Annotated in this window: 1 protein-coding gene; it reads left to right on the top strand. The window is 65.5% G+C overall.

The window, feature by feature from the left end; translation table 11 throughout:
* Positions 1–61 precede the first annotated feature (61 nt).
* On the top strand, positions 62–21,745 hold the full coding sequence (locus tag ACODSZ_RS16845) for an Ig-like domain-containing protein (RefSeq protein ID WP_488928092.1): 21,684 nt from the start codon (positions 62–64) through the stop codon (positions 21,743–21,745).
* The last annotated feature ends 40 nt before the right edge of the window (positions 21,746–21,785 follow it).

Raw genomic sequence — 21,785 nt, 5'->3', positions numbered from 1 at the left:
TGATCCCGAAGCAAAGACCATCCATACCAAACACCAAAATAAATAAGAGAGGGAAATTACCATGACTACCACCGTCCTCAAGCTGTCCGAAGCCGCGCAGTTCTTCAAGAAGGTCTCCATCCGTTCCATCAAGGATGTCCGAGCACTGGATGTTGACCTCTTGATCGTGCTGGCCAATGGCGAGCGCATCATCCTCAGCGGCGGCGCCATGCAGGCGCTGAGCGCACCGGATACCCAGCTGCATTTCGCCGACGGGCAATTGCAGCTGGGGCGCATGTTCCAGCAGATCGATCAGATCAACGTTTCCCCCGAGGCGAATCTGACCGTCAGTTCCAAGGAAATCACGCGCTACAACCAGAACAACGCCAAGACCGACAAAGCCAGGACCCAGGAGGACGAGGCCGACAAGCCCATCATCGTCGAAGAAGGAGAGAAGGCCCCGCAAGCGGCGGTGGCCACCAGCGGCGTGGCCGGCAATACCGCCACGCCTGAATTCAGTCCCGTCAAATCGCCCGACAGCCAGCAGCAGCTGGCTGATGTCGAGGTCAATTCCCAGCACGAAAAGAACTGGGGCGTGCAATGGCCGATCGCCGCAGGCGCTCTGGCCCTGCTGGCTGCTGCCGGTGGCGGTGGCGGCGGTGGAGCGGCCGGCGCGGCCAGCGCGGCCAGCGCGAGTGGCAGTGGCGCGGCGGCAGGGCAGGGCGCGTCCAGCCAGAGCGACGTCAAGCCCACCCTCTCGGGGGCGGCCATGCTGGGCCCGCTCAACAATGCCACCGCCATCGCCTATGACGACCACGGCCATGCCCTGAGCGAGGCCGCCCAGGTGATCGATGGCCGCTATTCTCTGGTGCTCAACCAGCCGGCCTATCGCGGCACGGTGCTCATCGTCATTCGCGACAATACCCCCGGTCTGCCCGACAACTACGCCGACGAAGCCACACTCAAGCTGACCGACCTGGGCAGCAGCCCCCTGCGCGCCCTGGTCACGGCCACCGGTGCCAACCAGACCGTCAACGTCACTGCCCTGACCGAACTGGCCGTCATCAAGGCCGGTCTGGACGCCGGCATGACCAATCCCGCCGAGGCAGCCGACCTGACGGCCCAGCGCATCGCCGCGATCAACAATGCCGTCGGGGGCTTCTTCAAGGTCGATGCCATTGGCGGTGAAGTCGTCCCCACGGTCACCCAGAACGGCAGCGGTCAGATCATCGCCAACCCTGGCTTCAATCCCGGAATCAGTACCGAAGCCTACAACTACGGGGCCGCGCTCAAGGCCATTGCCAACCTGGTGCAACTCGATGGCAAGGCCTATCCGACCCAGGCCGACGTCCTCCAGAAGCTGGCCAACACCCTGCAATTCGTCGACGACAGCAATACCGCCCTGAAATGGGCGACCAATGCGCGCGGTCAGTCGCTGGCGTCGTCGAACCTGTTGCAGGCACAACTGTTCAGCGAACCGCTGCTCAATATCATCAACAACCCCGACAGCAGCGCCGACGCCGTGGCCTCGGCCCAGGCGCGCTATGACAGCCTGCAGAAACTGCCCGGTGGCTCCACCATCGCCACCTACCTGCAAGAGAACCACGTGGCCATTGCCGAACCCACGCTCTACATCAAGCAGGCGGTCATGAGCAATCCCGAGCTATGGCAGAGCGCGCCGGTGGGCTCCACCCTGCAACTGGATCAGGGCGACTTCCTCGAAGGCGGCCTGAGCGTGAAGACCCCGCCCTATGCCACCGTCAGCGTGGCGCTCGACGGCAAGGACACGCTGGGCCGCGACCTGCGCATCAGCCTGCCGGCCACACGTGCTGACGACAGCGGCCAGGCCGTGCTGCAGTCCGACGACGATACCACCCAGCAGTTGCTGCTGCTGGACCGTTCCCAGCCCGTGGTCGCCGAGGTCACCGTCACCGATGGCTACAACAACCGGACCAACTACACGGTCTGGCAGAAAGAGGACGTGCGTGTTGACCTGACCACCCCGACCGGCATGACCGGCTTCGCCTTGCCGGGCCCGTTGCTGCTCAATGACAGCAGCTACAACGGCCGCGCCGGTGACGATCCGCTGCGCATGCCGGCGGCTCAGGGCAACACCGACAAGATCACCCGCGATGGCAGCCTGCTGGTGCGCCTGACCAAGGCGCTGGCCGGCGACGAGCGCCTGCAGTTCGCCGTGGCCACCAGCCTGGATGCCAGCGGGCATCCTGTCTTCGGCGTCTGGAAGGAAGCCGGCAAGCTGGTCCAGTCCGGCACCAACGCAGCAGGGCAGGTGGATTACACCGCCAGCGATGTGGTCAGCGCCAACGGCAGCAACTGGGTCAAGGTACGGGTGGTGCTGGTCGGGTCTTCCTACACGGGCGGCTATGGCAATGCCTCTACCGCCACCGAAGTTCTGCAATTCAACCTCGATACCGTTACGCCGCCCCAGCCGGCCCTGCAGTTCGAAGCCGGCAAGGATGATGGTCTGGCCAGCAACGATGGTGTGAGCAGCCAGCGCGGAGCGCAACTGCTGCCGCAAGGCGGACAGGAAGCGGGCACGGAGCTGCATTTCCGGCTGGTGGCCGGTAAAGGTACCGATGCCCGCACCTTGCAGTTGCTGCGCGCGGGCGGCACCACCGAGGACATCACCGCGGGCAGCTGGTATGCCCTCAAAAGCGGCGACCGCCTGCTGCTCAACGGCGATACCCTCACCGGCAACGGCAAGGCGCAACTGAATCTGCGCCAGATCGATGCAGCCGGCAATTTCAGCGAGTCCACTCAGCGCTTCGTGGTCGACACCACCGGTCTGATCCAGCATACGGTCCTGCTGGCCAACAGCGAGAAGGCCGTCAACGATGCCCAGGCTGCCGTGACCACCGCCCAGGCCGCCTTCGACGCCGCCGACGCTACCACCAAGTCGGCCAAGCAAGCCGTGCTGGCCGCCGCGCAGACCACGCTGATACGCTTGCAGAACGCAGAAGACAATGCCCTGGCCCAGGCCCGCAGTGCCCTGATCAATGCCGACGGCAGCACGCGCCTGGACGGCATCATGGCCGCCCCGGTGGACAAGGAGTATGTCCCGGCCATCCTCAATGCCGTGGCCGCCACCGCCGACGCCGACAAGGTCAGCGATGCCGTCTCGCTCAAGGCCCTGGTGGACAGCGCCATCCGTGCAGCCGATGCGGCTGTGGCCAAGGCTTCGGTCTATGGCGATGACCCCGCCAACCCGGCGCCGACCCTGGCCGACTTCAAGGCCATGGGGGTGCTCGGCGTGACCAATGGCGAGCAACTGGCCCGCATCAACGATGCCCTCAAGGCCCTGCCCCAGAGCGCTTCGGATTCCATCGGCGACATCCAGGCGAGCGTCAACGCCTACTACAAAGTGGTGGCCCTGGCTGACGGCAAGGCGGGCAACAGCGACCTGTCGGCCTATCCGAGTGCGGCGGACTACGCCGCGCTGGGCGTGAGCCCGGCCTTGTCGGCGGTGGGTGCACGTCTGCTGGGAGGCGCCATCGACGCCAAGAGCGCAGCCGATGTCGGCTCCATCGCGCGCATCAATGAACTGGCCCAGGCAGCCCAGCGCCTGGCGGATCAGGCTGCGCTGCCGGCCGGCAAGAGCCTGGCCGTGCCACTGACGGCGGCTGACTTCACCCGCCTGGGCGTGAGCGGCGCCAGCGACGACAACGTCGCTGAAGTTGCCGCCAGCCTCAACAGCGTGCCGCAGCTATTGCGTGACAACGGCAGCGTCGTGGGTGACATCGATACCCTGGCCGAAGTGCAGGCGGTGGTCTCCGCCAAGATCGGCTCGCTGCAGACCATCCTCAACTACGCCAGGGACATCCTGCCCATCAATCCGGAGCGTCCCACGCAGACCGAACCGGTCTTGAGCGACTACCAGAGCGCACTGCTCACCGGCAGCAGTGCCACCCAGGTCACGGCGGCCAACCTGGCCAGCATCAACAGCGCCGTCAAGGCGGTCGGGGCCGATCCCATCTCTTCCTGGAAGAAGCTGGGCGAGCTGGTGCAATCCTATAACGTGGTGTTGGCGGCGGCCGATGGGGTGTCCGGCAATGCCTTGCAGTTGCCCTCTGCCGAGGATTACGCACGCATCGGCGTACAGGCCCTGCAGACCCTGTTCCCCAATGGCGGCACCGCTCGCGGCAATGCCGTGAGCCTGTTGAATCAGGTGCTCGACGGTGCGGCCCGCAGTACGGTGGATACGGTCGCCAAGTTGCAGGCCCTGGCCAGCATCGCTGCACGGGTCATTGCGCTGGCGGCGGGCCAGAATATGGTCCTCGGCGCCGACGAACTCAATGAACTGCATCTGCCGGTCCCGGTGAGTGCCGCGCAACTGCCGGTGGTGCTCTCGGGCATCGCCGGGACCGCCGACGACGGCGCCGAACTGCGCTCGCCGGCCATGGTGGCCGACGTCGCCGCCCGCGCGCTGGCGGCCTCGGCGCGCATCGTCGCTTACGCCGATGATGTCGCACAAGCCCTGCCGCAGATGGCCGACTATCGCGCCCTGGGCATCCGCGGCGTGGACGATGACCTGCATCAGAATGCCGTCAATTCTTCGCTGGCCACCCCGAGCGTGGACGGCAAGCGCGTCGCCGTGCCTGCGCAATTGCAGGAGATTGCTGACGCGTATGGCCGCATTCTCGGCCAGGCAGGCGATGTAGGTGGTCTGCACAGCGATCCCTTGTTGAAGGATTTCGCCACGATAGGCGCCACCGCGCCGCGTGACGAGAACACCCGTTCCTTGATCGATTCGGCCCTCATCGGCAAGACCGCGCGCGAGCTGTTCGCCGTCAGTGCCGTGAGCCAGCTGGTGGCGGCGGCCAATGCCGTCCAGGCACTGGCCGCAGGCGACGACAGCGGCCTGGCCGGCAACACGGCGGCTGACCGGGCTGCCGACCTGAAGGCCAAGCTGCTCCTGCTAGGCGTGGTCAATCTCGATGATGCCCTGCAAGCCTCGGTCACCCAGGCTGTCATCGCCAGCGCCGATGACGGCAGCGCCACCAATACCCTGCCCAAGTTGCAGGCGCTGGTCGATAGCGCCATGCAGTCGCAACTGAAGATCAATGCCTATGCCGATGATGCTACCCGTGCCGCACCGACGCTGGCCGACTATGCCGCCATCGGCGTGAGCGGCGTGAGCGCCGACAGGCTTGAGGCCATCAACTCGGCCCTGGCCAGTTCCCCGGTGGGGGCGGCCGAGGTCGCTACGCCGTCGCTGGTGCAGGGCATCGTCGATGCCTATGGCCGCATCCTGTCTGCCGCCGACGGCGTGGCCGCCAACGCGGCCAGCCTGCCGCAGCCGCAGGATTATCAACGGGTCGGCCTGCCCGCCGATCTGGTCACGGCCCTGCAACCGGGCGCCGATGGCAGTGCATCGCCCTTGCTGGGCGTGCTCAACACCCTGGTCGACCACGCCAACCCGGCCGCCGTCAATACTCTGCCTGCATTGGCGCGCCTGGCCACCACGGCGCAGCACCTGATTGCCCAAGTCACGGGCAGCATCAGCGACACACTGCTGACCCAGGCCGAACTGGCTGACGTCGGCATCACCGGCCTGCAGTCCCATACCTTCCCGGCGGTGCTGGCCGCCATTGCCGCCACGGCCGATGACGGCAGCGGCGTGATCGGCACGTTGCCAGCCGGTGGCCTCAAGTTGCAAGCCCTGGCCGACAATGCCCACAAGGCGCAACTGAAGATCGAAGCCTATGCCGATGGCGTGGCCAAGGCTGCCGCACCGACCCTGGCCGATTTCAAGAGCGTGGGGCTGGAGCTGGCCGCACACATGCCGCGCGCCACGCCCGAGCTGGCCGTGAAGGCCATCAATTCCGTGCTGCAGACAGTCAGTATTGGCGCGGCAGAGGTGAATCCTCCTTCCAAACTGGCGGCCATTGCCGACGCCTATGCGCTGGTACTGGCCGCGGCAGATGGGGCCATCCCGGCCGATGGCAGCAGCAGTATTGAGGCGCAGGCGATCAGTACCAACGTGCTCTCCACGCTGGGGGTGACCGGTTTGACGGCGGCTGATCCCGCCGTCCAGGCGCTGTTGTTGAGCAACCTGCAAAGCGTGCTCGACGCCATGAAGCCGGCTGCTGCCGCCGACGTGGCCAACCTGCAGGCCAGTGTGGACGTGCTGGTCAAAATCAGCCATCTGGCCGATGGCGTGGCCGGCAATGCTGCGGCCGTCGATCAGTTCAGCAATGCGCTGGCGGCCTTGCAGGCGGCCGGCGTGAGCATCACCGATGCCACCGTGGCCACGGCGGCCGCCAGCGCCCTGGATGGCGCCGAGTATGCCAGGCTGGCCAGCCCGGGCAAGTTGCAGGCACTGGTGGATGGCTATGCCCGCATCCTGGCCGAAGCCAACGAAGCCGAGCCGGCCAGCGGTGCCGCCTACGGCAATGAAGACAAGGTGCCCGACGCCACTCCCGGCAGTGATCCCTCCTTGCTGGACTTCAGCGCCATCGGCGCGCATCTGCCGGGCCTGACGGTGGCGCCCGGCAGCGCTGCCGAACAGGAGGCACGTCTGAAGCTGACAGACGACGTCTTCAAGCGCAAGGCCCGCTCGCAGGTCGATACCGTGGCGGAGATCGAGCAGATCGGCCAGGCCGCGGACCAGGTGCTGCACCTGGCTGCGCAGCCGGCAGGCAGCGCCTTGCCGGTCTTGACTGACGACGACCGCCTGCGCTGGCAGGCCGGCTTCCGCGCCTTGGGCGTGAGCGGTGTCGATACCGCCGCCGACGGCAACCTGGAGCAGATCCTGACCCGCATCCAAGGCGCAGGCATGGGCACCCTGAACGCGGTGGCGCCGATCCAGACCCTGGTCAACAGCGTCAATGAAGCATTGATGATCATCATCAAGTACGCCGAGGACAGTGACAAAAACCCGGCCCCCACGGTCACCAACTACCATGACGCCGGTGTCGATCGCGGGGATGCCGCGGCCACCGTGGATGTGCGCAATCTGGCCAGCATCAATGGCGCCGTGGCCGCGCTGGAACGTGGCGACGTCGATACGCGTGCCAAGCTCAAGGTCATCATCAACGCCTACAACGCCATCCTCGCCGCTGCCGATGGCAAGAGCGGCGATGCCTCCGGCGCAGCACTGCGGCCGGAGCAGTACCTGGCCATCGGCGTACCGCTTGGCAGCGCCCTCATCGGCATGGGTACGCAGGTGAGCGCGGTGGGCGGCAGCAAGTCCCTGGATCGTGTGGACCGCGACAAGCTGGCCCTGTTCAACAGCGTCGTGGGCGCGCAGAGCCGCGACGGCGTGGCCACTCCCGACAAGCTGGCCGCGCTGGCGGCCACCGCCGCCGACCTGATCCGCACCGCCCGCGAAAGCAAGGACGACCCGGTCGTGGGTGGCAGCACCACCAGCCTGAGCGTCAAGAGCCTGCAGGCGCTGGGCCTGAGCGCCATCACCAGCAGCGCGGTGCAGGGTGCGTTCCTGGATGCGGTCCGGGTCAAGGGCAATAGCATCGATCCAGCCACCAGCCTGCCCAGCTCGGCCGACACAGCAGCCACCCATGATGCCAGTGGTGTCACCAGCATCGAACAATTGAGTGCCATCGCCAACAGTTATGCCCGGCTGCTGGCCTACGTCAATGGCGGCGGTACGTCCTCGGATGCACCGAGCATCGCCGATTACCAGGCCATCGGCGTGGCCTTGCCGCATACCGTGGCCGCCACCTCGGCCAGCGCACTGGCGCTGATGAACAGCGTCGTTCACGCCCAGAACAGTACCAGCAAGGTCGACAGCGTCGCCGAACTGAACCGGCTCGCACTGACCGTGGACCAGCTCATGCAGGTCGCCGCCGTGGGGCCGCTGGCGGATCGTTATCCGGTGCAATACCCGCCGGTGGTCAGCACGCTCAAGCCGGCCGATCTCAGTGCGCTGGGGCTGACCGGCGTGGTCAGCAACAGTCTGGCGTCCCTGCTCAACAAGCTGCAGACCACCAATGATGACGGCAGCGGTGCACTCAGCGTGGCGACGCTGCAAGCCATGATGGATGCCGCCATCGCGTCTCAACGCAAGATTACCCAGTTCGCCCGTGACGATGGCGGCGATGTCCCCACGGCAGCCGATTTCGATGCCCTGGGTCTGCAACTGCCGGTCGATGGCAGCCGCAGCAGCACACCGTATCTGAATGCCATCAACGACGCCCTGAAGTCGGTGAGCATCTCCGCCGCCCAGGTGCAGACGCCCGACCAGCTGCAGGGTCTGATCATCGCCGCCCAGCACGTGGTCGATGCCGCCAACGGCATCGCGGGTGACGCCTCGCCCAAGCCGACGGCTGCCGATTTCCTGGCGCTGGGCCTGGCCAAGAGCAAGCTCGACGATGCCGGTGCGACCGGTGTGGCCATGCTGGCCGATACGGTGGATGCCAACACGCTCGACAGCCTCAGCACCGATGAATCCGGCCATCGCATCGCCTTGCCCGACAAGCTGGCGCAACTGCTGGACCTGATCCAGGCACTCATGGTCACCGCCGCCGGTGGCGTGGCGAACCCGCCGCTGGATGCCGTGCAACTGGGCAAGCTGGGTGTGAGCTTTGCCAGCGTGGCACACAATGCCGACGGCAGTGCGCAAAACTGGTCGGCCATCCTGGCCGCCATCGCCGGCAGCAAGAAGGATGGTTCCGAGCTCAACACCCTGAGCAAGCTGCAAGCCCTGGTCAATCGCGCCGATGCGGCGCAGACCAAGATCCGCCTGTACGCCGACGATGCCGTCTCGGCCACCGATGCGGCCACCATGCCCTCGGTGGAGGATTACCGCAGCATCGGCCTGGTCAACCCGGTGGCCGATGCCACGGGCGTGCGAGCGTCCCTGGTGACGGCCGACAATCTCATGGCCGTCAACGCTGCCCTGCGCACGGCCACCATCAACGCGGCTCAGGCCGACACCCCGGCGCATGTGAAGCAGGTGGTCGATGCCTACCTGGCCATTCTCGCTCGTGCCAACGGTGCCTTGCCCGATACCGGCTCCGCGCTCTCGGCTGCGCAGTTCAAGGCCATCGGTGCGAGCGTCGACGGCGTGACCAACACCAGCGGCAAGTCCACCGAGGCGGCCGCCATCGGTCTGCTCGATGGCGTGGTCGGCGGCAAGCTGCCCGAGGCCGTCAATACCCCGGCCAAGATCGACGCCCTGGGCGTGCTGGTCAACAAGATCCTGGCGCAGGCGCAAGCCAACGATGGCGCGCCGCGCCTGAGTGCAACCGAGCTGGACCAGCTGGGCCTGACCACTGCCGATGGCGCGCTGCTGAGTGCGCAGAAACCGGCGGCCGTGGCCGCTGCGCTCTACGCCATCCGTGCCGGTGCCGACAACGGCAGCGACGTCAATAGCCTGGCCAAGCTCCAGAGCGTCGTGGCCACCGCCGTGACGGCCTACCAGAAGATTCAGGTCTATGCCGAGCTGATCGCAGCACCAGGCGGTTTCCCGGAGGATGCCGGTCGTCCTACCGCTGAGGACTTCAAGGCCATGGGCCTGAGGGTCCCGGCCAGCGTCGAGGCCGATCAGGGCATCGGTGCCTCGGCCAGCCTGCTGACCGTCGCCATCGGCGCTGCCCAGATCGATACGCCGGCCAAGCTGCAGGCCATCCTCGACAACTGGGACAGGCTCTTTGCCCTGGTCAACGGCAAAGCCGATACCGCGGCCCTGAGCGCGACCACGCGCGCCGCCTTCAGCGCCTTGCTCAGCGGGGTAGGGGTGACGGTCGATGCCGCCACCCGTCCGGCCGCGCTGGACCTGTTGCAGACCGCGCTGGACCAGCAGTCCAGCAAGGCCGTCATGAATACTCCCGCCAAGCTGGAAGCCTTGCTGGCCACTGCCCAGGGCTTGCTGGCACTGGCCGGCACCGCGCAAGTCTTTGCCGCCGAACGTCTGCCCACCAGCCTGGCCGCCGCCGACCTGATCGCGCTGGGCGTGGCTCCTGCTGCCACCTCCAATGCCGCTGCGGCAGCGGTGTTGAGCGCCGTCTCGGCGCATGCCGCCAGTGCCGTGGACAGCCTGGCCGAAGTGCAAGCCGTGGCCAACCTGGCCATCAAGGCTCAGGCCAAGATCAGTGCCTACGCCGACGATGCCTCCAAGCCTGAGCCCGTGGCTGCCGACTACCTGGCCGTGGGCCTGGTCAGAAGCGATGGCACCGCGCTGGTGGTGAGCGACAATCTTGGCGCCATCAATACCACCCTGGCCAGCACCGCCATCACCGCTGCACTGGCGGGCGACCCGGCCAAGCTCAAGGGCATCGTCGATGCCTATGCCCACATCGTTGCGGCGACTGTGGCCGGCACGGCTGCGCCGACCCTGGATGACTATGCGAGCGTCGGCCTTTCCGGTCTGAATCTTCAGAACAAGGGTTTGCTGGATGGCGCATTGCCGCGTCTGGGCGTGGACAAGGTGAAGGATCAGTCACAACTGCAAAAAGCCGCCGAAGCAGTGGCCAAGATCGCCGCGCTGGCCGATGACAGTGCCAACACGGCAGCCAATGCACTACCGCTGGCCGCTGACTACGCAGCGCTGGGTCTGAAGATGGGCAACTCCAGCGCCACCAATGATGCAGATGGTTCCGGCGCAGCGCTGCTGGGCAGCGCCATCGATGCCAGGCCGCTGGCCAGTGTCGATACGACCGACAAGCTGCAGGCCCTGATGGATACCGTCAACAAGCTCATGGACAGTGCCGCCCGCCTGCCGGCCGCATCCATGCCCACGGTGGCCGACCTCAAGCTGCTGGGTCTGGATATCGGCAGCAGGACGGCGGCCCAGCAGGGCGCCATCCTGGCCGCCATTGGCACCAGCGGCAGCGACGGCAGCCGGATCAAGTCGCTGACAGAGCTCTCCACGCTGGCGCAGAAGGCCGTGGATGCGCTGGCCAAGATCAGCGCCTATGCCCAGGACAATACCGGCGCCTCGCTGGGCGTACCGACCGTCGATGATTACGCCGCCATGGGTGTGTTTGGCGTGAGCAGTACCAGCCTGGCCTCCGTCAATGCGGCACTGGCCACCACCGTTGTCGACGGCGCCCACGCCAATACCCAGCCGCTGGTGCAGGGCATTGCCAGCGCCTACCTGAAGGTATTGGCAGCCGCCGACGGCAGCCGCGCCCAACCCGATCCGATCGGCTCGGCAGCAGTGCCCACCGAAGCCGAACTGGAGCGTCTGGGGGTAGGCGTGAGCGCTGCCACCAACAGCCATCGCATCAGCCTGCTGGCCACCGCTCTGGACGCATTGAGCCGCGACAAGGTCGACACGCCCGCGCGCATCGACCTCATCAACGCGTCTGCCGGCAAGATGATCGCCGCAGCCGGCAGCGCCGATGCGGCCGCGCTGTTGACCATGGACGACTTTACCAATCTGGGCGTGCAGGGCCTGGATGCAGCCTTCCTCGCCAATGTGCAGGCGCTGGTCGCCAGCACGGACGTCAGCCGCATCGACAGCAGCACCCGTCTGCAAGTCCTGGTGGATGGCTTGCTGAAGGATCTGAAGATCATCCGCAACTACGCCGACAACGTCGCCAATACCGATGCGGCACTTGGGGCCGTCGGCAGCGTGCTGGCGCCTACCGTTGACAACTATGCCCGCGCAGGCGTGACCGGCGTGACTGCCGATACGCTGGCCTGCATCAATGCCTCGGTCAAGACCTTGGCCAGCTCCGGTCTGGTGGACAGCAAGAGCAAGCTGCAAGCCATCGTGGACGCTTACCTGCATGTCTTGCAGGCTGCCGACGGCGCGGCTGGCAACCTGGCGTCCCCCATCACGCGGGATGAACTGATCCGTATCGGTGTGCCGGCTGCCAGGTTGCCCGACCCCACTGCCAGCGGCCTGTCGGCGACCGATATGGCGGTGGCGCGCGGCACCATTGGCCTGCTGGTGACGGCGTTGGACGCCCAGCCGGCTGACAAGAGCACGGTATCGACCCCGACCAGGATCGCCGAGCTGGCAGCTACTGCCGGCCGCGTCGCCGCCTATGCGGCCGGTACCCCCACGTCGACCCCGCCCCTGACCAACGACTTCGTTGCGCTGGGCGTGAAGAACCTGGTGGCCCAGGTCGATGGCAATACCCCCTCGACGGTCGGCCTGATCAACAGCGGCCTCAAGGCCCTGAGCAGCGATGCGCTGGCCGCACTGAACCTGTCACAGGTCCAGCTCATGGCTACCGCCGCCGCCAAGTTGCGCAACCTGGCCTCGGCCAGCAGCATCATGGCCGACGCCAGCCGTCCGGCGGCCGATGCGGTCAATGCCGATGGCACGCCCAAGGCAGGTGCACCTCTGACCCATGAAGAATTCAGCGCGCTGGGCATGGCCATCAACAATACCCCGGCCAACCTGAAGCTGCTCAACGAGGTCTTCAATGCCCGTCCGAATTTTGCTTCGGTGTCGGATCTGGGCAAGATCAATGCGCTGAACCTGGTCGATATCGTCAACCGCGTGATGCGCCAGGCCGATGCCGATGTGAAGCCGGACGACGCACCGGCCGGCATCACGCTGGCCGAACTGACCACGCTGGGACTCTCCAGTACGGGCGCTGCGCCGGACGTGAATGCGGCTTCGCTGTCGGCCTTCATGGCCGCGCTCAAGTCGCGTACCCCGGCCCAGGTTGATACCCTGGCCGAACTGAAGTCGGTCGCCTCGGCCGCTCGCGCGGCCCAGGCCAAGATCATGGCCTATGCCGAGCGGCAGACCTCCGGTGCCGTGGCGCAGGCCGGTTCCGATAGCGTGACCCCGGTCGCCCAGGACTTCAGCGACATGGGCGTGAATGGTGTCGGCAAGTATGGCGCCGGCACACCGGATCGCCCGGATGCCATGCCGGAGGGCTTGTTTGCCGTCCTCTCGGCGCTGGCCACCAGTGCCGTCAACGGCACCCGTTCGGCCACGGCCGAACTGGTGCAGGGCATCGTCGACAGTGCCAACAAGTTGCTGGGGCTGGCCGATGGCGTGGCCAACACGTCGGCCAATGCGCCCGCCATGGAGGACTATCGCCTGCTGGGGGCGGACCTGAGCAGCCTGGGCCGCGCCAGTGCCAAGACCGACTACCTCTCGCTGCTCAATTCGGTGATCGACCGTCTCACGGCCGACAGGATCGATACCCCTGAGGAAGTGCTGACCCTGGCCAATACCGTCGCCCGTGTGCTCGACAGCACGGCCGGTGCGGGCGGTTCGGCGCCGTCGCGCGCCGACCTGGAGCAACTGGGCGTCACCGGACTGAACGACAAGGACATGCCGGCGGTGCTGGCCAAGTTGCAGCAGCTGCCGGCCGACAAGCTCTCCACCATCAATACCTTGCCGGGCCTGCAAGGCCTGGTCTCCAAGGCCGTCACTGCCCAGGACAAGATCCGCGACTATGCTGGCGACAACACCAAGCCCGCACCGGTGGCGCAGGACTATGCCGACATGGGTGTGCTCTTGCCGTCCACGCCCAAGGCGGTGGCCGACAGCATCCTCGGCGCCACCAACAAGGCGCTCGCTTCCGGCCCGGTGGGCGCGGATCAGGCCGGCACGCCCGACCAGGTGCAGGGCATCGTCAACAGCTATGCCAAACTGCTGACCCTGGCCGATGGCAGCATCAGCACCGCGGCAGCCGATCTTCCGGTGGCGCAGGATTACGTCCGTGTGGGGCTGGACAAGACCCTCACCGACAAGCTGGCCACAGCGTCCAACCTGCAGCTGTTGAACCAGCTGGTCGACGGCGCGGCCAATGCGGCGGCAGTGGACAGTCCGGCCAGCCTGAGCGCGCTGGCCACCATCGCCAACAAGGTGCTCAACATCGCGGCGCAGCAGAGCGGCGACCTCATCTCGCCGGCCGACGTCTTGAGCACGGCCGACTTCAAGGTGCTGGGCATCAGTGGCCTTTCGGCGGTGGAAAGCGATGCCGTGGTCGCGGCGCTGCAATCGCGCACCGTGGCCGATGTCGATACCGTGGCCGAGATCCGGAGCGTGGCAGCGGCCGCGCGCACGGCCATCAATCGCATCGTCGCCTACGCCGACAGCAATAGCGGCGACGCCCCCACGGTGGCTGATTTCCAGGCACTGGGCGTGATCGGGGTGAGCGAGGTCGGTGCCAATGCCAACAAGGACGGCATCCTGGCCGCGCTGGCCACGGCCGGTGTCGACGGTACGGATGTCAACTCTGTGGCCGGTATCCAGTCACTGGTCAACAGCTATGCGCAACTGCTCAAGCAGGCCGACGGCGTGCCCAGCAACACCAGTGACGCCAACCTGGCCAAACAGGTTGATTTCGATCATGTGGGCGTGGACCTGTCCGCCCTGCTGGCATTGGACAGTGGCGCCGCCGGCGCCAGCAGCAACATCGTGCAATTGCTCAGTTCCATCGTGGACAGCCGTTCCTCCACCGAGGTCAATACCCCCGCCAAGATCGCCGCGCTGGCGACCCTCGCAGCCAAGGTCGGACTGGCCGTACAGGGCGACAACAGCCAGCCGCTGACGGTGGACGACTTTGCGACGCTGAAGATCTCCGGTGTGAATGCGGGCAACCTGGCCAAGGTTCAGAGTCAGCTGGCCAGACAGGCCGATGATGGCAGCAGCGTCAACTCCTGGGCCAAGCTGGCCGATGCGGTCTTTACGGTCACCAACGTACCGGCCATGAACACGGTGGCGGGCGACGACATCATCAATCTGGGCGAGCGTACCGCCGGCGTCACCCTGACCGGCACCGCCGGCAAGGATGATACGGTCACGCTGTTCTATCCGGATGGCAGCGTCATGAAGAGCGGTATCGTCACCCGTGACTCCGGTACCGGCACCAGCGTCTGGAACTGGAGTTACACCCTTACCGACGCCGACTGGCTGGCGCTGGGTGCCAACGGCGCCAATGGTGTGGACAAGGTGATTGGCATCCAGTCGCACAATACCGTCAAGGGCATCGATTCGATCAAGGTCAACCATACGGTCAATATCGATACCACGCCGCCGGTCTTTTCTTCGTCCATCGCGCTCTCGCGCGATACCGGCACGGCCGGGGATCGCATCACCAGCGATGGCAAGGTGCTGGTGTCGGGCCTGGAAGTCGGCGCCAGCTGGGCCTACAAGATCGATAGCGGCGACTACCAGCCGGGTAGCGGCGGCAGCTTCACCGTCACCGGCGAAGGCAGTCATACCGTCAAGGTCCGCCAGACCGACCGCGCCGGCAACAACAGCGCCGAGCAGATCCTCGCCATGACTCTCGATACGGTGGCACCGGCCAAGCTCAGCGCAACGCTGGCCCGCGATACCGGCAGCAGCACCAGCGACCGCCTGAGTTCGGATGGCACGGTCAACATCGCTGGCCTGGAGAGTGCCGCCAGCTGGCAGTACAGCCTGAACAACGGCACCACCTGGAGCGCCGGCAGCGGCACCAGTGTCAAGATCAAGGGCAGCGTCGATGGTGCCGGCAATGTCGATGGCACCAAGAATGTCGTGGTCCGCCAGACCGATGTGGCCGGCAATGTCGGTGCCATCAGCGACGTATTGAGCTTTACGCTCGATACCAGCTTGCCGGCCAAGCCGACGCTGGGTCTGGCCAAGGACAGCGGCAATGGGACTGACCGCATCACCAATGAAGGCACGGTCAACGTCGCCCAACTGGAGGCCGGCGCCAGCTGGCAGTACAGCCTCGACAATGGCGTGACCTGGAACGACGGCAGCGCCACCAGCTTCCGCTTTGCGGGCGCCGCCGAAGGGGGTAGTGGCAGTGACGGGGCCAAGAACCTGCTGGTGCGTCAGACCGATGCCGCCGGCAATACCAGCCCCAACAGCGACAAGTTCAGCCTCACCCTGGATACCACCGCGCCGGCTGCTCCGAATCTGGTCCTGGCCAGTGATAGCGGGGTTCAAGGCGACAAGGTCACCAATGACGCCATCTTCAACATCAATGGACTGGAAAGCGGTGCGGCCTGGCAATACAGCCTCGACAGCGGCGCCACCTGGACCAATGGTTCCGGTGCCAGCGTCAGACTGCGCGGTTTGCCCGATGGAAGCAAGAGCATCATCGCGCGGCAGATTGACGTGGCTGGCAACGTTGGCGCCAGCAGCGACGCAGTGAACTTCACACTTGATACCACCGCACCCGCCAGGCTGACTCTGGCCATGGCGCGCGACAGCGGCAGCTCGCCGACCGACCGCATCACCAATGATGGCACCCTCAATGTGGGCGCGCTGGAAGCCGGTGCCACGTGGCAATACAGCCTCAATAACGGCAGCACCTGGACCGCGGGCAGCGGCTCCAGCGTGCGTATCAAGGGCGCGGCCGACAGCAGCGGCAATACCGATGGCGTCAAGAGCGTGGTGGTGCGCCAGACCGACCTGGCCGGCAATATCGGCGCCCCCAGCGCCAGCTACAGCTTCACGCTCGACAGCACGCTGCCTGGCACGCTGTCCCTGTCGCTGGCCCGCGATACCGATGTCATCAACGACAAGATCACCAGCGATGGCACGATCAACGTCACCGGTCTGGAAGCTGACGCCAGCTGGCAATACAGTGAGGACAATGGCGTGAACTGGTCGCGCGGCAGCGGTTCGAGCTTCGTGCTGGCCGGTGACGGTGACAAGAACGTCGTGGTGCGGCAGAGCGACGTGGCCGGCAACGTCGGGCCCACCAGCGATGCCTTCACCTTCACGCTGGACGGGGGGCCTCCTGATCGTCCCACCATTGCCCTGGCCGTCGACAGCGGCAGCTCCCGCACCGACAAGCTCACCAACGATGGCACGGTCAATGTCGGCAAGCTCGAGGCTGGTGCCAACTGGCAATACAGCCTCGATGGGGGGAGCACGTGGATCAATGGCACCGGCAGCAGCTTCAAGCTCAAGGGTGCCGTTGACGGCGGGGCCAATACCGATGGCCTGCGCAATGTGGTGGTGCGGCAGACCGACACGGCAGGCAATCCCAGCCCCGACAGCGACACGCTGAGCTTCACCCTGGACACGACGGCACCCGTCAAGCCCACCTTGTCCCTGCAGGCCGACAACGGTAGTTCCGCCAGCGACAAGGTCACCAATGACGGTACCGTCAAGGTCGATGGTCTGGAGGCTGGCGCCAGCTGGCAATACAGTACCGACAGCGGTGTCACCTGGCGCGCGGGCAGCGCCAGCAGTGTCAAGCTCACCGGTGATGGCAACAAGACCATCCAGGTGCGGCAGACCGATGCCGCCGGCAATCTGGGCGCGACCAGCGACAGCTTCAGCTTCACGCTGGACGGCACCGCGCCGGCCAGTCCCACGGCGGCCCTGGCCACCGACAGCGGCAGCTCGCCCAGCGACAAGATCACCAATGACGGCACCGTCAGCGTCACCGGCCTGGAAGGCGGTGCCAAGTGGCAGTACAGCATCGACAACGGCACCACCTGGGTCGATGGCAGCGGCAGCAGCGTCAAGCTCAAGGGGGCAGCCGATGGCGCCGGCAATACCGATGGTGCCAAGAAGGTTCTGGTGCGTCAGACTGACGTGGCCGGCAATGTCGGTGCGGCCAGCGCAGCCCTGAGCTTCACGCTGGACACCACGGCACCGGCCAAGATCACCGCAGCTCTGGCCAGGGATAGCGGCGCTTCGACCTCGGACAAGATCACCAACGACGGTACCGTCAACGTCAGCGGCCTGGAGTCCGGTGCGAGCTGGCAGTACAGCCTCGACAACGGCAGCACCTGGAGCAATGGCAGCGGCAGCAATGTCAAGCTCAAGGGCGCAGTCGATGGTGCCGGCAATACCGACGGGCTCAAGTCCCTCGTGGTACGCCAGATCGACAAGGCCGATAATGCCGGTCCGACCAGCGATGCGGTGTCCTTCACGCTCGACACGACGGTGCCCGCCAAGCTGGGGCTGTCCCTGGCGAGCGATACCGGCACGGCCGCCGACAAGATCACCAGCGATGGCACCCTCAACATCACCGGACTGGAAAGCGGCGCCACCTGGCAATACAGTACCGACGATGGCAGCACCTGGAGCAACGGCACCGGCACCAGCGTCAAACTCACCGGCGATGGTGCCAAGAAGGTCGTGGCGCGGCAGACCGATGTGGCCGGCAACAGCAGCGTCAAGAGCGATGCCGTCGAGTTCACGCTCGATAGCAAGGCCGTTGCACCCACCATCGTCCTGAACGCGTCCGCCGGTACCACGACCGACGGCGCCAGCATCACCACCTCGGGCAGCTTCGTGTTGAGCGGCGTGGCGGAGAAGGGCGCGCAGGTCGTCGTCAAGCGTGGCGACGGTACCGCGCTGGGCACGCTCACCGCCTCGGCCACCGATGGGGCGTGGTCGCTCAATCTTGCATCCACCCTGAAGGTCAGTGGGCTGCAAAAGATCGACGGCAGCGACAGTACCGCCAATGGCACCTACAGCCTGCTCTCGGCCAGCGACCAGGCGGCCTTGCTCAATTCATTCAGTGGCGACTTCGTGCTCAGCGGCAGGGGCTTGCTGGACTTGTCCAAGCCGGTCTACACCCAGGGCAGTGGCGCCTCGGCCTGGTATGTCTGGGCCGCCCAGGATGGTGGTTACCTCATTTCGCATCAGTCGGGGACCGACGAGTGGTACCGCGAAGCAGCGGGCGGCGTCACGCTGGCCGGTCAACCGGAAAACGTGCGCACCTGGAGTGCCCTGGATACCTCGGCAGCTCTGGTGCAGGCCGAACTCCTGCAGAACGGCGACGCCAGCGACAACGAAGTCGCACTGGTCGGCGTGAGCATGGTCAGCAGCCACGGTGCGCGTGACAGTGCCTGGAGCTACACGGCAGAGCAGACCGATGTGGCGGGCAACACCAGCCCCAAGGCCAGCCTCGGCGTGCTGGTCGATACCGCCACGCCGCCTTTGCTGGACATGGATGCGCTCACCGACGGCATCCAGTCCAGCGCGCAGCGGCAAGCCTCGAGCAGCGAATTGCGCTCGGGAACAGCCTTCGTCGCCAACATCGTGCCTCCTGCCAAGACCACGGCCTCGGCCATCGATGTGGTCTTCAGCGGCAGTGGTCTGGATCTGGTCAATGACCGGCTGTTGATGGATGCTCTGGTGGCGCTGGATGCCAACCTGGCGCCGGTGAGCGGCAAGACCGTGGGCGGCGTGGCCGACATCAGTTATGTCTACACCACGGCCACCCGGACCATGAACATCACCAAGACCCGAGGCGGCACGTTCACCGCTGCCGAGGTCGAGGCCCTGGTGGAAAACATCAAGCTGCAAAACTTCACCCCCACCGCCGGCAGCCGGGTGATCACCTTCACTCTGCGCGACGAGGCCGGACTGGTTGGTCCCTCCATGCAGGCCACCCTCAACGTGGGCAGCGACAGTCTGTTGCTGGACCTGGATCCGAGCACGCCCGGATTGCAGTCCAGCTCCAGCCAGAACCTCACCGACGCCACTCGCCTGGCCGCCGGTGTCGCCTTCGATGCCAGCGTGGCTGCACCGACTTCGACCCAGGTCACCGCAGTGAAGGTGGTGCTGGGTGGGGCTGGTCTGGATGTACTCAACGATCGTCTGATCCTCGACACGGCGCTGGCCCTCAATACCGACCTGCCCGTCAGCGGCGGCAAGACGGTCGGTGGCGTGGCTGGTCTGAGCTATGGCTACGACAGTGCCAGCCGTACGCTGACCCTGAGCAAGACCGGCGGTGCGAGCTGGAGCGGTAGCGAGGTGCAGTCGGTCTTGCAGGCCATCAAACTGGGGGGCAGCAGTACCCACGATGGGGTGCGCACGGCCAGTTTCCGCCTGGTTTCCAGCACCGGCGAGACCGGTAACGCCTCGACGGCGGGCATCCTCTTCGACACCCACGCACCGACGCTGGATGCCGATGCCACCCTGGTCAATCTGCAAACGAGCTCGCGCAAGGCGTTCACGGCGGCCAGGGCGGCGGCGGGAGAAGGACTGTTCGCGCACGACATTGCGGTCTGGCCGACCAATGACATCAGCAGCATCCGCATCCGGCTGGATGGCCCGCAATTGGACCTGCAGAAGGACAAGTTGGTCCTGGACGTGCCGCTGGCGCTCAATGCCAGCCTGGCTACGGTGAGCGGCAAGAGCATCGGCGGCGTCAGCGACTTGAGCTATGGCTACGACGGCAGCACCCAGGTACTGATCATCAGCAAGAGCTCCGGTGTACCCATGAGCGGACTGGATACGCGCGCCATCCTGAAGGCCATCCAGTACCAGAATGCCACGCCGAGCGCAGGTGACCTCAGTGCCACCATCACGCTCACCGATGTGGCGGGCAACAGCAGCAACACTGGCGTGACACTGTCGGTGGACATGACGGCACCGGCCAGCATCACCGGCACGCTGGTGAACAACAAGCAGATCAGCTACAAGATGCTGAGCATTCCGGACATCATGGGCGACACCAACAAGCACAACCTGCACTCCGGCGAGAGCGCGGATATCACCAGCCTGTTGCCGGCCGGGATGACGGCGGCAACCTTCGTTTCTTCGCTCAAGGGCTTCTTCGCAGAATGGGGTGGAGTCCCTATTACCAATGATGCGAACACGACCGACAAGCACTACAACAGCGTGTTCTCTTTCCCGAGAGGGTTTGGCTTGGATACGATGTTTAGCATGGCACACCAGGGCGGCGACTATGTGAAGGGTGAAAACTTCACGTTCGCTTCTCCCGATGGCAGGCAGCTCTTGCTCAAAGCCGTGAGTGGCTTCTATAGCGCCCTTACGGATGTATACGCCTTCACAACCCCTACCGCTGCGCAGAATTACGACATCGGCAATGTCCGTCTGCTTTACCAGATCACCACGGACAACGCCAATTCGCAGCCGACCGTCAATGTCCGCTATGACGGCACCAGGGCCAGCGTTGGTGACGTCATTGGTCTGTACGAGGGCAACAAGTTGCTGGGTAGCCGCACCTTGGGTGCGGCCGATGTGGGCAATGCCGCAGCGACACTGGAGGTGACGGTCGCTGGCAGTCTGGGCGCCGGCGAGCATGTGATCACGCCCAAGTTCACCGACACGGCGGGCAATGTGGTGGCAGGCAATGAGATCCGTCTCACGCTCACAGGCGATGCGGTAGCACCGGTTCTGAGCAATCTGCGGGTCAATGGTGAAACGCCGGATACTCAGCCCATCAATGCCTCGGCGAGCAAGTACGCCGTGATCGCGGACACGCCTGCCAGTCCGGTGACCCTCATGCGTCTGGACCAGAATCTGACCTTCTCCGGCAATGTCGGTGGCGCAGGTTCCGGCGACAGCTACCTGATCTCGGTGAGCATGGGCGGCAAGGTGATCGCGTTCAGCGAGGTGATGGCGGGCGACTTCTCGCTGACCACGCCGGCCAACATCCTGGCGCCGGGCATGTACCACGACCTGACCATCACGGCCACCAATATCAGTAACGGTGTCAACAATGGCCAGACCACCATTCTCCAGAACCAGACGCTGGGCTGGTACTGGGTGCCGCAGAAGCTGGACAGCTTGAGCGGAGGTGCCGGCGATGATCAGATTCCCTTGTCCGTCACCTCCGGTGGCATCAATACCGTGGTGCAGACCGGCCAGGGCAAGGACACGTTGATGCTGGGCGGATTCGGCATCAGCGACTCCTCCAGGCTGGTGGCCACGGTTTCCGACTTCACCTTGGGACAGGACAAGGTGACGGTATTCGCACAGTCCGTCACCAAGGACAACCTCGATACCTTCGTCAAGGCCTCCGCCTACAGCACCAGTTCCACCAAGCTGGTGGTGGACCTGGACGGAGCCGGGGCGGGGACGACCAGTTACACCTTGTACCTGCAGAACGTGGCCTACAACCCAAGTAATACCCATACGATCTTCGGTGTGTGATGGCCCTGACCTAGACCGAGATCGTTGACACGCACGCGCA

This window comes from Herbaspirillum sp. FG34 (assembly GCF_057809315.1).
Note: the sequence above shows the minus strand (reverse complement) of the source record. Positions and strands in the feature narration are given on the sequence as shown.